We start from the raw sequence: 14,373 nt of genomic DNA, 5'->3' as shown, positions 1-14,373 counted from the left end.
GATCCAGGTGTCAGACACCCTATGAGACGCCGCCGCATGTTGACGACCATCTTCCGCGGGTGTCTGACACCGCCCCAAGCAAGCAACAAAAAAGGGCTGCGCGCCGATGGCGTGCAGCCCTTCATTCAACCGCGGCAGCATCCAGGCTAGGACACGCCCAACAGCGCCTTCAGCCCGTCTTCATCCAGTACCGGCACGCCCAGTTCCTGCGCCTTGGTCAGCTTGCTGCCCGAATCCTCGCCCGCCACCAGATAGGCGGTCTTCTTGGACACCGAGCCGCTGACCTTGCCGCCGGCCGCCTGGATGTGCATCGAAGCCTCTTCGCGCGTCCAGTTCGGCAGCGTGCCCGTCAGCACGAAGGTCTTGCCGGCCAGCGTGTCGGCTTGCGGGGCGGCTTCGGCCACCGGGTTCACGCCCTGCGCCTTGAGCTGCCCGATCACGTCGCGGTTGTGCTGTTCGGCAAAGAAATGGCGGATCGACGCGGCCACGACAGGTCCCACGTCGGGCACCGACGACAAGGCGTCTTCATCCGCATCCATGATGGCGTCGATGCTGCCGAAGTGCCGCGCAACGTCGCGGGCCGTGGTCTCCCCCACGTGCCGGATCCCTAGCGCGAACAGCAGGCGGGACAGATTCGGCGAGCGCGCCTTTTCAATGGCGGCCACCAGATTGTCGGCGGACTTCTGGCCCATGCGGTCCAGGCCCACGAGTTCCAGCGGACGCAGGCTGTACAGGTCGGCCAGCGTCTTGACGCGACCGCTGTCCACCAGCTGGTCCACGAGCTTTTCGCCCAGGCCTTCGATATCCAGCGCCTTCCGGCTGGCGGCGTGCCACAGCGTCTGCTTGCGCTGGGCGCCGCAGAAAAGGCCCCCGGTGCAGCGCGCGATGGTTTCGCCTTCCAGGCGTTCAATGGCCGATCCGCAGACCGGGCATTCCGTCGGCATGACGAATTCGCGTGCGTCCTCGGGCCGCTTTTCCGGGACCGGGCCCAGCACCTCGGGAATCACGTCGCCCGCACGCCGCACGATGACCGTGTCGCCGATGCGCACGTCCTTGCGGCGGATCTCGTCTTCGTTGTGCAACGTTGCGTTGGTGACGGTGACGCCGCCCACGAACACCGGCTTGAGCCGCGCGACCGGGGTGATGGCGCCCGTGCGGCCCACCTGCACTTCGATGTCCACCAGCGTCGTGGTGGCCTCTTCGGCGGCAAACTTGTGCGCCAATGCAAAGCGCGGCGCGCGCGCCACGAAACCCAGCACCTTCTGCGCCGGCAGCGAGTCCACCTTGTAGACCACGCCGTCTATGTCGTAGGGCAGGTTCGCGCGCAAGGCGCCGACCTTGGCGTAGAACGCCATCAGGCCTTCGGCGCCGCTTGCCCGGTGGTTGTGCACGACATTGACCGGCAGCCCTAACGAGGCCAGCCATTCCAGCATGGCGCCGTGGGATTTTTCGGGCAGTTGCGAGGCCTGGTCCGCGCCAGCCGAGGCTTCGTCGAACAGCCCGCTTTGCGAACCGGGCAGGCCCTGGACCTCGCCCCAACCGTAGGCAAAGAAACGCAGCGGCCGCTTGGCGGTAATGCGCGGATCGAGCTGGCGCAGGCTGCCCGCCGCCGCATTGCGGGGGTTCACGAAAATCTTCTCGTCGCGCTTGGCCTGCGCCGCGTTCAGTTTTTCGAAGTCGGCGCGATTCATCAGCACCTCGCCGCGCACCTCCAGCACCTTCGGGGCCGCGCCCTTCAGTTGCAGCGGAATCGCCTTGATCGTGCGGATGTTGGACGTGACGTCCTCGCCCGTCTGGCCGTCGCCCCGCGTGGCGGCCTGCACCAGGCGGCCGTCCTCGTAGCGAAGGCTGATCGCCAGGCCGTCGAGCTTGAGTTCACAGAAGTAGTCCGGCTGCTGCGCCGGACCCAGCAGGCCGGCACCGCGCAGCGTATCGGTGACACGGCGGTCGAAGGCGGCAACCTCTTCTTCGGAAAACGCGTTGTTCAGCGACAGCATCGGCACCACGTGGCGCACGCTGCCAAACGCGGACACCGGCGCCGCGCCCACGCGTTGCGTGGGGGACTCGGGTGTCACCAGTTCCGGGTGCTCGGCCTCCAGGGCCTGCAAATCCCGCATCAGCCCGTCGTACTCGGCATCCGAGACGGAGGGCTCGTCGTAGACGTAATAGCGGACGTTGTGCTGCTCGATCTCGGCGCGCAGCCGCGCGGCGGCTTGCGCCGGATTCTCGCCGGACCCGCTGGCCATCAGGCAAACACGCGCTGGGCGCGCTCGCTGCCGGCGGGCAGGCCCGCTTGTTCAAGCTGGCCGAACAGGACCTGCAGGCGCTCGTCGATGACGGTCTCGGAGCCGTCGGCCAAGGGCTTGCCCTGGTCGTCGACGAGTTCAGCGCGCAGGCGCGAGGCCAGGTCGCGGCCCACGTCGACCATGCGGCCAAACGCGCGGGTGTCGGCCGGGCTGCAAGGCACGTCCAGCAGCAGGTACAGGCGCTCGATGCCGCCCATGCCCGCATCGAAAGCAGCCCCGTCCGCACGGGCCAGCGTGAAGCGGGCCACGCCGTTCTCGTTAGGCCAAGCCAGTCGGTTGCCGTCGGCGACGAATCCCACGTCGCGCGCCACGGCCATGACTTCGGCCGCCGGCTGGGCCGAGCCCAGCAGCAGGGTCAGGCCGACCTGGGTGTCCAGTGCAGCGCAGGTGTCGTCCAGGCGGGCGCCCTGCTCCAGCACGGCCTGCTGGTCGGGACCTTCAATGGTGGCGTCGAAGCGTTCGGCCATGTCCTGGGCGCGGGCCCAGGCCTGCGACCATTCGATCGCGGTCAGCGGACCGCTGCGATTGGCCAGCAGCACGGCAAGCTGCATGGACGCATAGGACTCGCCGGCATGGACGCGCGCGCGGTGGCGGCGCTGGTCGGTTTCGGCGAACACACGCATGGGCTTGCGGCCCACGTTGCGCAGGCTTTGCATATACGGCAACAGATCCGCGCCGCGCACGGGCTCGGCGAAGTTGACTTCGATGACCACTTCGCAGGCGGGATCGGGTTCTTCGGCGTCGTCGGCATCGCTGCCGGGATCCACCGGCGCGGGCTGGCCGGGCTGGACGCGCGCAGAATCGCCGCCCATGCCGGGTTCGCGCCGGGAAGCACCGGCGGTGGCGGCGCTGGCGCCCCCCACACCCGCGCCCAGCAGCGGATCCTGTTCGGAGGTGGGGAAGTGGCTCTGCATCTTGCGACGGACGCGACGATCCTGCCACCAGTTGAATCCCAACACCAGCAGTATCAGCAAGACGCCCAGGGCAATCAGCCCGATCTGCAAATCACTCATGTGTAAATCCCGCGCCTGGAAGGCGGCGCCTTTCTCAATATTGGGTTTATGCCGCTTCGGAGGCCATCATCTGGACGGCCGAATCTATGTCTACCGCAACGATACGCGAAACCCCTTGCTCTTGCATGGTTACGCCGATCAATTGCTTTGCCATCTGCATCGCGATCTTGTTGTGCGAGATGAAGAGGAACTGCGTCTGCTCGCTCATGTTGGCGACCAGGTTCGCGTAACGTTCGGTGTTGGCGTCGTCCAGCGGCGCGTCCACCTCGTCCAGCAGGCAGAACGGCGCAGGGTTCAGCTTGAACAGCGCGAACACCAGCGCAGTCGCGGTCAGCGCCTTTTCGCCGCCCGACAGCAGATGGATCGTGCTGTTGCGCTTGCCCGGCGGCTGCGCCATCACCTGCACGCCGGCATCGAGGATTTCCTCGCCCGTCATGCTGAGCTTGGCTTCGCCCCCGCCAAAAAGCTTGGGGAAGAGCTCGCCGAAGTGGCCGTTGACGATGTTGAACGTCTCTTGCAGCAGTTCGCGCGTCTCGCGGTCGATCTTGCGGATGGCGTCTTCGAGGGTCTCGATGGCGGTCATCAGGTCCGCGTGCTGCGAATCGAGGAAGCCCTTGCGTTCGCGCGAGGTGTTCAGTTCGTCGAGCGCAGCCAGGTTGACCGAACCCAGCGCTTCGATCTGGCGCGAGATGCGGCCGACTTCCTGTTGCAGCCAGCTTGCGCGGCGCCATTCGTCGGGCTGGTTGGCCAGGAACTGGGCGAGCTCCTCGCGGTCGACTTCGCGTGCATTGAGCTGTTCGGTGAACTGCTCTTCGGCCAGGCGCGCGGCCTGCTCCTGCAGTTGCAGTTCCATGATGCGCGCGCGGCGCGGCTCCAGGGTCTGCTCCTGTTGCTGGCGGTCTTCGTCGGCGCCGCGCAGCAGCGCGGCCAGGTTTTCGAGTTCCTGGCGGGCGCGCGACAGCGCTTCCTCGCGTTCGGCGCGCGCTTCCAGGGCATCCTGCAGGCCGGCCTGCGACGCGGATGCGTCCAGCTCGGTCAGGTCGCCCATCAGTTGTTCAAGTTCCACCGCGCCTCGCTGGCTCTGGTCGGCGGCCAGTTGCTGGTTGCGTTGCAGGTCGGTGATGCGCACCTGGATGCCGCGTTCGGCGAATTCAGCTTCCTGGGCGGCGCGCTCGAGTTCCCGCAGGCGGGTGCGGGCCGCCTCGGCTTGCGCCGCCAGCGTCTCGCCATCCATTTCAGCGTCGGCAAACTTGGATTGATGCTCGGCCAGCTCTTCGTCCAACGCCTCGAAGCGGGCCTCAGCCTCTTCGCGGGTGGCTCGCAGGTCTTCCTCGTGCGCCTTGATTTCTTCCAGGTCCTGGCGCAGGCGCGAGGCGCGCTCGCCGGACTGTTCGGCCTGTTGCTGCAGCCGCGAGTGTTCCAGCTGGATGTCGTGCACGCGGCGCGTGACCTCGGCCACGCGGGTGCGCGCCGGGGAGATGGCCTGCGACACCTGCTGCCACGCCGCTTCCGCGCCGGCGACTGCGGCGCGGGCCTGGTCGGCGATCAGTTGCTGAGCCTTGATTTCGCGTTGCAGGTTTTCGATTTCCTGCTGGCGGGCCAGCAGGCCGGCCTGTTCGGAATCGGGCGCGTAGAAACGCACACTGTGCGCGTCTATCAGGTGACCGGCCTTGACCACGCAGGCGGCGCCGGCGGGCAGGGTCGCGCGCAAGGCCAGGGCCTGGGTCAGGTCATTGGCCGTATAGACGCCGGCCAGCCATTCGTTGAGCAGCGTGCGCAGGTCGGGGTCGGTGATGCGCAGCAGGCTGGCCAGCGGCGTGAACCCGGCAGGCGCCGTCGGCGCGGGCGCCGCGACGGGCAATTGGTAGAACGCCAGGCGCGCGGGCGGTGCGTCGTCGGCAAAGGCGCGCGCCCAGTCCAGGTTGCGCACCTCCATCGACGCCATGCGTTCGCGCAGCGCCGATTCCAGGGCGGTTTCCCAGCCCGGCTCGACGTGCAGCTTTTGCCACAGGCGCGACAGCCCGGCCAGTTCGTGCTTGGCCAGCCACGGTTCCAGCGCGCCCTGCTTCTGCACGTCCTCCTGCAGCTTCACGAGCGCGGACAGGCGGGCTTCCAGGCGGGCCAGGTTCTGGGCTTCGGTCTGGGCGGCGCCCTGGGCGCGGCTGCGCTCGGCGTCGGCCTCGGGCACACGGCCTTCCAGGGTGGCCAGTTCTTCCTGGGCGGCTTCAAGCTGGTCTTCGCCCGCGGCGCGGTCGCCGGCCAACTGTTCCAGGCGCTCGGGATCGGGGCTGTGCAGTTCGCGCAGTTCCTGCTGTAGGCGCTCGCGGCGCTGGTCCAGGGTCTGCATCTGCCGGTCGGCGTCGCGCTGCGTCTGCGCGACCAGCGCCAGGTTCTGCTCGACGCGGGCGAGCGCCGCGCGCATCTCGTCGCGGCCGGCGGCGGCTTCGCGCACGCGCTGCTCGACCGAGGGCAGGCCGGCCTGCGCATCCTCAGCGGTGGCGCGCGCCTCTTCGGTGCGGGCGGCGGCGGCGGCCAGGTCGTCTTCGGCCTGGGCGATCTGTTCGGTGCAGTGTTCGCGCTGGCTGGTCCATTCCGCGATCTGCTGCTGGAGCTGGTCGCGGCGCGCCTGCAGGCGGTTGCGGGAATCGACCACGTGCCGGATCTCGGCTTCCAGGCGGCTGACCTGGGCATTGGCCTCGTACAGCGCGCCCTGGGCGGTGTGGACGGCGTCGCTGGCGGCGTAGTGGGCCTGGCGCCGGGATTCCAGCGCGGCCTCGCCCGCGCGCAGTCCGGCAATGGCGGCTTCCAGTTCGTTCTGGGCCTGCGCCATTTCCTGCGTCTTCTTGGCGCGTTCTTCGCGCGCCCCGGTTTCCTTCAGGAACCACAGCGAATGCTGCTTCTTTTCGCCGTCGGCCTGAAGCTCGCGGTAACGCGTGGCCACTTCGGCCTGGGCTTCCAGCTTTTCGAGCTGGCTGTTCAGTTCGCGCAGGATGTCTTCGACGCGGGTCAGGTTCTCGCGCGTGTCGGACAGGCGGTTTTCGGTCTCGCGGCGGCGTTCCTTGTAGCGCGACACGCCGGCCGCCTCTTCCAGGAAGACGCGCAGTTCTTCGGGGCGGGCTTCGATCAGGCGGTTGATCATGCCCTGCCCGATGATGGCGTAGCCACGGGCGCCCAGGCCGGTGCCCAGGAAGATGTCGTGGATGTCGCGGCGGCGGACCTGCTGGTTGTTGACGAAATAGCTGCTGGTGCCATCCCGGGTCAGGACCCGGCGCACCGCGATTTCGGCGTAGGTGCTCCACTGGCCGGCGGCGCGCCCCTCGCTGTTGTCGAACACCATTTCGACCGACGCCCGGGCGGCAGGCTTGCGGTTGCCCGACCCGTTGAAAATGACGTCCTGCATGGACTCGCCGCGCAGTTCCGACGCCTTGGCCTCGCCCAGCACCCAGCGCACGGCGTCGATGATGTTCGACTTGCCGCAGCCATTGGGCCCCACCACGCCGACCAGCTGGCTGGGCACGGGGATGACGGTGGGATCGACGAAGGACTTGAAGCCGGCGAGTTTGAGCTGAGTAAGGCGCACAGTACGATGACGACGGGGTGGGTTGAACGAAAGGCGTTAACGGACCTGCCGCACAGATTGCAAACCGGCCCAAGAAGGGCCGGCTCTCATATGGGTCGTATGATACCGCAGGCGGTCTTTACCCAGACGTTGGGGCCGGACAACCCGCGGGCAAACGCGCAATGGCTGGCCGCAACGCTCCGGCTATACTCCCTGACACTTTTTGGCACGACACATAATTTTCACGCGGACTGGCCAGGCTCTGGCCGAAGAACGGGGACATTCTTGAAACGTGGTTTCTATCTGGTCATGGCGGCGCAGGCCTTCTCGTCATTGGCGGACAACGCGTTGTTCATCGCAGCGATCGCCTTGATTCAGGAGTTGCACGGCCCTGACTGGCTGGCCCCCATGATGAAGTGGTCGTTCGCGTTGGCCTATGTCGTGCTGGCCGCATTCGTCGGCGCCATCGCGGACTCCTACCCCAAGGGCCGCGTGATGTTTTCCACCAATGCCCTGAAGGTGGCGGGCTGTCTGCTGATGTTCTCGTACGCCAGCATTGGCGTCGCCCCCGAATACCAGACCTGGCTGGTCTGCGCCGCCTACGGCGTGGTGGGCATCGGCGCCGCCGCCTACTCCCCCGCCAAGTACGGCATCGTGACGGAAATGCTGCCGCCGACCATGCTGGTCAAGGGCAATAGCTGGATCGAGGGCCTGACCGTCTTCTCCATCATCCTGGGCACGGTCCTGGGCGGCCTCCTGATTTCCTCGTCGGTGTCCACCGCTCTGCTCAGCCACTCCTTCATCGGCAGCCTGGTCCACACGCCGGCCGAAGCAGCCATCCTGGTCATCGCCTTTGTCTACCTGCTGGCCGCGCTGTGCAACCTGATGATTCCGCGCACGCACGTGCGCTATCCGCCGCAGCAGAAGAACCCCGTTCGCCTGATCCGCACGTTCTGGGGCTACGTCTGCGTGCTGTGGAAGGACAAGCTGGGCCAGATTTCCCTCGCTGTCACCACGCTCTTCTGGGGCGCCGGCGCCACGCTGCAGCTGATCGTCATCGAATGGGGCCGCAGCCATCTGGGTTACCAGCTCGACAAGGCGTCGATGCTGATGGGCGTGGCCGCGCTGGGCACGGTGGTGGGATCGATCCTGGCCGGGCGCATTCCGCTGCGCCGCGCGCTCGCCGTGCTGCCGGTCGGCGCCATGATGGGTCTCGTCGTGCTGCTGATGCCGCTGGTCTACCAGCCCTGGAGCGTCTATCTTCTCCTGCTGCTGACGGGCGGCCTGGCCGGTTTCTTCGTGGTGCCCATGAACGCCCTGCTCCAGCACCGCGGTCACGTGTTGCTGTCGGCCGGCCATTCGATCGCCGTGCAGAACTTCAACGAACAGCTCAACATCCTGCTCATGGTGGCGATGTACACGCTGCTGCTGTGGCTGGAACTGCCGATCAACGTGATCATCGTCATCTTCGGCACCGTGGTGGCCGTGCTGATGGTGGTGTTCATGCGCTGGAGCAAGCGCAACATGCAGGCCAACCCCGACCTGCATGACCAGATCGGCCAGGAAGGCCACGGCCGCGCGCTGGATTCGACGCACTAGGACAATCGCGCCAAGTGCTTGATGCAGCAACAAAAAACCGGGCAATTGCCCGGTTTTTCTTTGACCCCTGCGCCCTATAGCTCGCGGGCGGCCAGCTTCAGGTCCTGCCAGGCGCGCGCCTTCTCGGACGGGCTGCGCAGCAGGTAGGCGGGGTGGTAGCTCACGATGACCGGGATCTGCACGCCTTCGTCCGTCTTCAGGTGATGGACGCGGCCACGCAGGTTGCCGATGGTGGCGTCGGTGCCCAGCAGCGTCTGCGCCGCGAACCGGCCCAGCACCAGGATGCGCTCGGGTTTCAGCAACGCAATCTGCCGCATCAGGTACGGGCTGCAGGCCGCGATTTCCTCGGGCTTGGGATTGCGGTTGCCCGGGGGACGGCACTTGATGACGTTGGTGATGAAAACGTCGCGCTCGCGGCTCATGCCCACCGCTGCCAACATCGCGTCCAGCAACTGGCCGGACCGGCCCACGAAAGGCTGGCCCTGGCGGTCTTCCTGTTCGCCCGGCGCTTCGCCCACGACGAGCCAGCGGGTGGGCTGGGCGCCCTGCCCGACCACCGCGTGACGGCGTCCCTTGCACAGGCCGCACGCGGCGCACGCCACGACCTGCGCCGCCAACTGCTCCAGATTGGCATCCTTGACGGCCTCGGCCACCGGAATGGGCGGCGGCGCCTCTTCCTGGACCTCGACCTTCGGCGCGGGACGCGGCGGGGGGCCGGTGCGGTTCAGGATCGAAGCCGGAATAGCCGATGCGCGGCCAGAAGCCGGCTCTGCCGGGGCAGTGCGCGCCACGGCGGGCGGGGCGACCGGCTCGGCGGCGTCCACCGGAGCAGCCGCCGGGGCGTCGCGCCGCGCTTCGACGGGAGTCGGCGCAACAATCGGGGAATGGGGTGCGGTATTCGGACCGCCAGGAGACGCGGCAGCCGGCGTCTGCCCGGGCGCGGCGCCAGACGCTACTGGCCCCGCCTTGGCGACCGGCACGGCAGGCGGCGTGCGCAGCCATAGCCGCTCCATGCCAAGCTCGCGCAACCAGATGCGCTGCAACGGGTTGATGCGGGGCGGCGCCGGGCGCGGCGCGGCGTCCATCGGGCTCATGCCGGTGCTCCGTCGGGTTCGCCGAAGCGTTTCTGCATAACGATGGCGTCCTCGCGACCGCCCTTCTCGGCTGGGTAGTAGGCCCGGCGCATGCCGATCTGGAGATAGCCGTGGCCCTTATAGAAACTGATGGCGGACGTGTTGGACGGCCGCACTTCCAGGAGCAGGCCTTCGAGGCCGCGTTCGCGCGCCTGCTGCTCGCACCAGTCGAGCATCACGCCGCCCAGTCCCTGCCGATGCAAGTCTTGGGCCACCGCGATCACCAGCAGATGCGCCACGTCCGGCGCAAACATCAGAATGCAGAATCCCGCCAGCTTGCCCTCCCGCCGCAACGTCCAGGCGCCATAACCCGACGCCAGCGCGTCCGCGAAGTTTCCGCGGGTCCAGGGGAAGGCCTGCACTTGCGCCTCCAGCGCCACGACCTCGTCCAGATCGGCATCCGTCATGGGCTGCGGGACCGGCGCGGCAAGCGACGGCTGCGCCTTGGGATTTCCGCCCTCGCCGCGCAGGCGCTCGGCGGTGGTGAACGCCACCTTGTCGCGCACATAAAGCGGCGCGGCCAGCTCGGGCGCCAGGGTTTCGCCGCGCAGCCAGCCCTGGCGGGCAAGCCGCGCCACGCTGGCGGCCTGCGGCCGCTGGGCTTCGGTGGCCCGGCGCCATTCGGCAGGCACGGCCATGTCGGCGGCATAGGCTTCCCAGGCATCGCCAGCCAGTAGCGGCGTCAGCGGCTGCCCGGCGCGGGCCGACCAGTTGGGCAGATGGTGCGCCGTCCAAGGTACGACCTCGGCGGCGGCAATCAGCATCGGAGCTTGAAGCGCTTCCCAGACAGATTCCTCGCCCGCGGCGTCGCCGCGGCGGTAGACTGCCAGATAGACCTCGTTCATGCGGGCGTCCAGGGCCACGACGACAGCGTCGGCGGGGGTGCCATCGACGTCGGCTGCCACGGCCTGGTGCGAAACAATAGGCAACACCGGGATCCCCAGCCCCAGGGCCATGCCCTGTGCGACGCCGCATGCCACGCGCAGCCCGGTGAAGCCGCCGGGCCCCTGCCCGAACGCCACGGCATGCAACCCGGACGGCGTGATGCCGGCCTCGGCGAGCAGCGCATCGGCCATAGGCAGTAGGCGCTCGGCGTGTTCCTGGGATCCTTCGTGTTCGCGGACGCTGATCTCCAGACGGCCGTCGACCGCCCGTAAAAGGGCCACGCCACAACGTGACGACGAAGTTTCCAGTGCCAGCAGGTTTAGTTCCATAGATGCAGATTGTACGAAATAAGCCGCTGTTACCCCCGTGTGTAAGGGGGATTTCAACCAGGGATCGCAATGTGTAATATCTTGTGAACGCCCTCTAGCCCCCGGTTCTTGTCACTGTTACATTTCCGGCCATGAATACGCAAAACACCACCCCCACCCGAAAAATCCTCGTCGTTGACGACGATCCGCGCTTGCGCGATCTGCTTCGCCGGTACTTGTCCGAACAGGGTTTCAACGTTTTCGTTGCCGAAGACGCGAAAGAGATGGGCAAACTCTGGCAACGAGAGCATTTTGACCTGCTCGTGCTGGACCTGATGCTGCCCGGCGAAGATGGCCTGTCCATCTGCCGCCGGCTGCGCGGTGGCCACGACAATACCCCCATCATCATGCTCACGGCCAAGGCGGAAGAAATCGACCGCATCGTCGGCCTTGAGATGGGCGCGGACGACTACCTGTCCAAGCCGTTCAATCCTCGTGAACTGCTGGCGCGCATCAATGCGATTCTGCGCCGCCGCGGCACCGAGGAACACCCCGGCGCGCCCAGCCAGGAAAACGAGTCCATCGCCTTCGGCCCCTACGTGCTGAATCTGTCCACCCGTACGCTCACGCGCAACGGCGAACAGGTGCCCATCACCACGGGTGAATTCTCGGTGCTCAAGGTCTTTGCGCGCCATCCGAAGATTCCCCTGTCGCGCGACAAGCTCATGGAACTGGCCCGCGGCCGCGAATACGAAGCCTTCGATCGCAGCCTCGACGTCCAGATCTCGCGTCTGCGCAAGCTGATCGAGCCGAACCCGTCCAAGCCCGTATTCATCCAGACCGTCTGGGGTCTGGGGTACGTGTTCGTTCCGGACGGTGGTAGCTGATCGGCTGGCCCGCCCGGTGCAGGAGCGCAGCATCGTGCCGCGCTTGCGCAGAACATTCAGGAACCTGACATCCCGTTTGCGGCTCGGCTTGTTCGGCCGCACGTTCCTTTTGCTCGCCGCGCTGATGCTGGTCAGCCTGGGCGCGTGGCTTCAAGTATTTTTCAGCATGGAGCTGGGACCGCGCGCCAATCAAATGGCGCAGCGGGTGATCACGGCCGTCAATATCACGCGCACCGCGCTGATCTATTCGCATAACGGCGAACGCAGCAAACTCCTCCTGGACCTGGCCACCAACGAAGGCATCCAGGTCTACCCGCGCGAGGTCACCGACTTCGCCGAAGCCCTCCCCGACGACGACTACTGGCAGCGTGTGGCGCAGCATATCCGCACGCGCTTCGGCCCGGAGACGCAGATTGCCTGGGGCGTGAACCAGGTACCTGGCTTCTGGGTCAGTTTCCAGATAGAAAAAGATCTGTACTGGCTGGTGTTCGAGCGTGAGCAGATCGGTCTTACAGGCGGAATCGAGTGGCTGGGCTGGGGCGCCACGGCGCTGCTGCTGTCATTGGTCGGCGCGGCCGTCAGCGTGGGCTTCGTCAACCGGCCGCTGTCCAGATTGGCGCGGGCCGCCCAGGTGCTGTCGCGCGGCGAAACGCCCGCGGCCTTGCCCGAACAAGGCCCGCTGGAGATCCGCGACCTGAACGCGTCGTTCAACCGCATGGCCAAGGACTTGCGCCAGGCCGAGGCCGACCGCGAGCTCATGCTGGCGGGCATCTCACATGACCTGCGCACGCCACTTGCCCGGATGCGTCTGGAAATCGAGCTGAGCGGCGTGTCGGAAGACGCGCGGCAGGCCATCGACGAAGACCTGGGCCAGATCGACCACAGCATCGGGCAGCTCATGGAGTACGCCCGTCCCGCCGGCACCCTGCCGCAGCTCGCCACAGACATTTCCGCCGTGCTGGCCGAACTGTACGAACGCGAACGCAGCCACACCGCCTCGCTGGGCGGCGAGCTGGACGCGGCGCTGGAACCTGGCCTGCGCGCCCGCATCACCGCGCTGGACCTGAAGCGTATCGTCAGCAACCTGATCGAGAACGCGCGTCGCTACGGCCGCTCGCCCGATGACGGCATGGCGCACCTGAACATGACACTGCAGGCCGAAGGCAGCATGATCGTCATCGAGGTCTCCGATCGCGGCCCCGGCATCGCGCCCGAAGACGTGGATCGCCTGCTTCGCCCGTTCTCCCGCGGCGAGGCGGCGCGCACCGGCGTCAGCGGTGCGGGACTGGGTCTGGCCATCGTCGAACGCCTGCTCAAACACGTTGGCGGGTCGCTCCGGATGCTGCCCCGAGAAGGCGGCGGACTGACCGCGAGGATAGAGCTGCCCAAAGCCAAGTTTAGGAATTATCAATTAGACAACGATAATCCATAGCGTAGAATTTATGGTTTTGAGGCCTAGCCTCATCTCCACCCAACAACTACGGGAGTAAACATGAAAACTGTTGGCGACAAACTCGAACCCTTCAAGGTCACCGGCGTCAAGCCCGGCTTCAATCAGCACGAAGAAAACGGCGTGTCGGCGTTCGAAGACATCACCGAAAGCTCGTTCCCCGGCAAGTGGAAGGTGATCTACTTCTACCCGAAAGACTTCACGTTTGTGTGCCCGACCGAAATCGTCGGCTTCAACAAGCTGGCCAAGGATTTCGAAGACCGCGACGCCGTCCTGCTGGGCGGTTCGACCGACAACGAATTCGTCAAGCTGGCCTGGCGCCGTGAGCACCCGGACCTGAACAAGCTGGGTCACTACCAATTCGGCGACACCACCGGCGCCCTGATCGACCAACTGGGCGTGCGTGAAAAGGGTGCTGGCGTTGCGCTGCGCGCCACCTTCATCGTTGACCCGGACAACACGATCCAGCACGTTTCGGTGAACAACCTGAACGTCGGCCGTAACCCGGAAGAAGTTCTGCGTCTGCTCGACGGTCTGCAAACCGACGAACTGTGCCCGTGCAACCGTACGGTTGGCGGCGCCACTCTGTAATTTCCAGCCCGGTCCGGACCCTGCCCTGCAGGGGCCCGCGCCGGGCTTTAACTGCGCTAGATTATAGGTAAAAACTATGGAATTTCTTACGACCATTAAGGAACAGCTGCCGGATTGGGCCAAGGACATCCGCCTGAATCTGGACGCCGTGATCGCCCGCTCGACGCTGGCTCCCGAAGACGCCGTGGGCGCCGCCCTGTCCGCCGCCTATGCCGCACGCAGCCCGGTGCTGGTTGAAGCCTTCAAGAGCGGCCTGTCCGAAGGCGACGCGAACGCCGCCCTGACCGCTTCCGCCCTCATGGGCATGAACAACACCTGGTATCCCTACGTGGAGATGACCGGCGACGCCCAGCTCAAAAGCCTGCCGGCCCAGCTGCGCATGAATGCCTACGCCACCCATGGCGGCGTGGACAAGAAGCGCTTCGAGCTGTTCGCCCTGGTGGCCTCCATCATCGGCAAGTGCCACTTCTGCGTGGCCTCGCATTATGAAAACCTGAAGAACGACGGCCTGTCGACCGAACAGCTGCGCGATGCCGGCCGTATCGCCGCCGTCGTCAACGCCGCCGCGCTGGCGCTGGCCGCGCAAGGCAAGTAAGCGATTCGCCGACCGCAAAAAAGCCCGCCTGCATCATGCAGGCGGGC

At 66.5% G+C, this 14,373-nt stretch carries 10 protein-coding genes; 5 read left to right on the top strand and 5 right to left on the bottom strand.

The genetic code is table 11. The features are described 5' to 3' along the window. Positions 1–146: 146 nt before the first annotated feature. From ligA to smc, 3 genes are read right to left on the bottom strand one after another with little or no spacing between them, the layout of a single operon-like run. The gene (ligA, locus tag AB3147_RS06330) at positions 147–2,246 is read right to left on the bottom strand and encodes an NAD-dependent DNA ligase LigA (protein ID WP_175122996.1); all 2,100 of its coding nucleotides are present in this window, start codon (positions 2,244–2,246) and stop codon (positions 147–149) included. After that, the gene (locus tag AB3147_RS06325; protein WP_343737162.1) at positions 2,246–3,319 is read right to left on the bottom strand and encodes a cell division protein ZipA C-terminal FtsZ-binding domain-containing protein; all 1,074 of its coding nucleotides are present in this window, start codon (positions 3,317–3,319) and stop codon (positions 2,246–2,248) included. The genes ligA and AB3147_RS06325 overlap by 1 nt, the downstream gene beginning before the upstream one ends. Before the next feature lie 46 nt (positions 3,320–3,365). Beyond that, positions 3,366–6,899, bottom strand: a complete 3,534-nt coding sequence (gene smc / locus AB3147_RS06320; RefSeq protein ID WP_367351582.1) for a chromosome segregation protein SMC — start codon at positions 6,897–6,899, stop codon at positions 3,366–3,368. Positions 6,900–7,163: 264 nt separating this feature from the next. Here smc and lplT point away from each other — a divergent pair, with 264 nt between their 5' ends. Further along, complete coding sequence (lplT, locus tag AB3147_RS06315) at positions 7,164–8,477, top strand: lysophospholipid transporter LplT (RefSeq protein WP_175137318.1); 1,314 nt, start codon at positions 7,164–7,166, stop codon at positions 8,475–8,477. Between the two features lie 74 nt (positions 8,478–8,551). On the opposite strand, the gene AB3147_RS06310 is transcribed toward lplT, so the two are convergent. Both AB3147_RS06310 and tsaB read right to left on the bottom strand, forming a co-directional pair. Further along, the gene (locus tag AB3147_RS06310; protein WP_367351581.1) at positions 8,552–9,571 is read right to left on the bottom strand and encodes a uracil-DNA glycosylase; all 1,020 of its coding nucleotides are present in this window, start codon (positions 9,569–9,571) and stop codon (positions 8,552–8,554) included. Beyond that, the gene (tsaB, locus tag AB3147_RS06305; protein WP_367351580.1) at positions 9,568–10,824 is read right to left on the bottom strand and encodes a tRNA (adenosine(37)-N6)-threonylcarbamoyltransferase complex dimerization subunit type 1 TsaB; all 1,257 of its coding nucleotides are present in this window, start codon (positions 10,822–10,824) and stop codon (positions 9,568–9,570) included. The genes AB3147_RS06310 and tsaB overlap by 4 nt, the downstream gene beginning before the upstream one ends. Positions 10,825–10,955: 131 nt before the next feature. Here tsaB and risA point away from each other — a divergent pair, with 131 nt between their 5' ends. From risA to AB3147_RS06285, 4 genes are all read left to right on the top strand, one after another. Then, on the top strand, positions 10,956–11,690 hold the full coding sequence (gene risA / locus AB3147_RS06300) for a response regulator transcription factor RisA (RefSeq protein ID WP_003813882.1): 735 nt from the start codon (positions 10,956–10,958) through the stop codon (positions 11,688–11,690). A 34-nt stretch (positions 11,691–11,724) separates the two neighbouring features. Next, complete coding sequence (risS, locus tag AB3147_RS06295) at positions 11,725–13,122, top strand: sensor histidine kinase RisS (protein WP_437340380.1); 1,398 nt, start codon at positions 11,725–11,727, stop codon at positions 13,120–13,122. Between the two features lie 60 nt (positions 13,123–13,182). Continuing rightward, complete coding sequence (locus AB3147_RS06290) at positions 13,183–13,731, top strand: peroxiredoxin (RefSeq protein ID WP_006217982.1); 549 nt, start codon at positions 13,183–13,185, stop codon at positions 13,729–13,731. A 76-nt stretch (positions 13,732–13,807) separates the two neighbouring features. After that, entirely contained in the window at positions 13,808–14,326 is a 519-nt protein-coding gene (locus tag AB3147_RS06285; RefSeq protein ID WP_013392160.1) for a carboxymuconolactone decarboxylase family protein, read from the top strand. Positions 14,327–14,373 lie beyond the last annotated feature (47 nt).

Source organism: Achromobacter animicus (assembly GCF_040775605.1).
GTDB classification, from domain to species: domain Bacteria; phylum Pseudomonadota; class Gammaproteobacteria; order Burkholderiales; family Burkholderiaceae_B; genus Achromobacter; species Achromobacter animicus.
The sequence above is the reverse complement of the archived record's forward strand: the minus strand, read 5'-3'. Positions and strand labels throughout refer to the sequence as shown.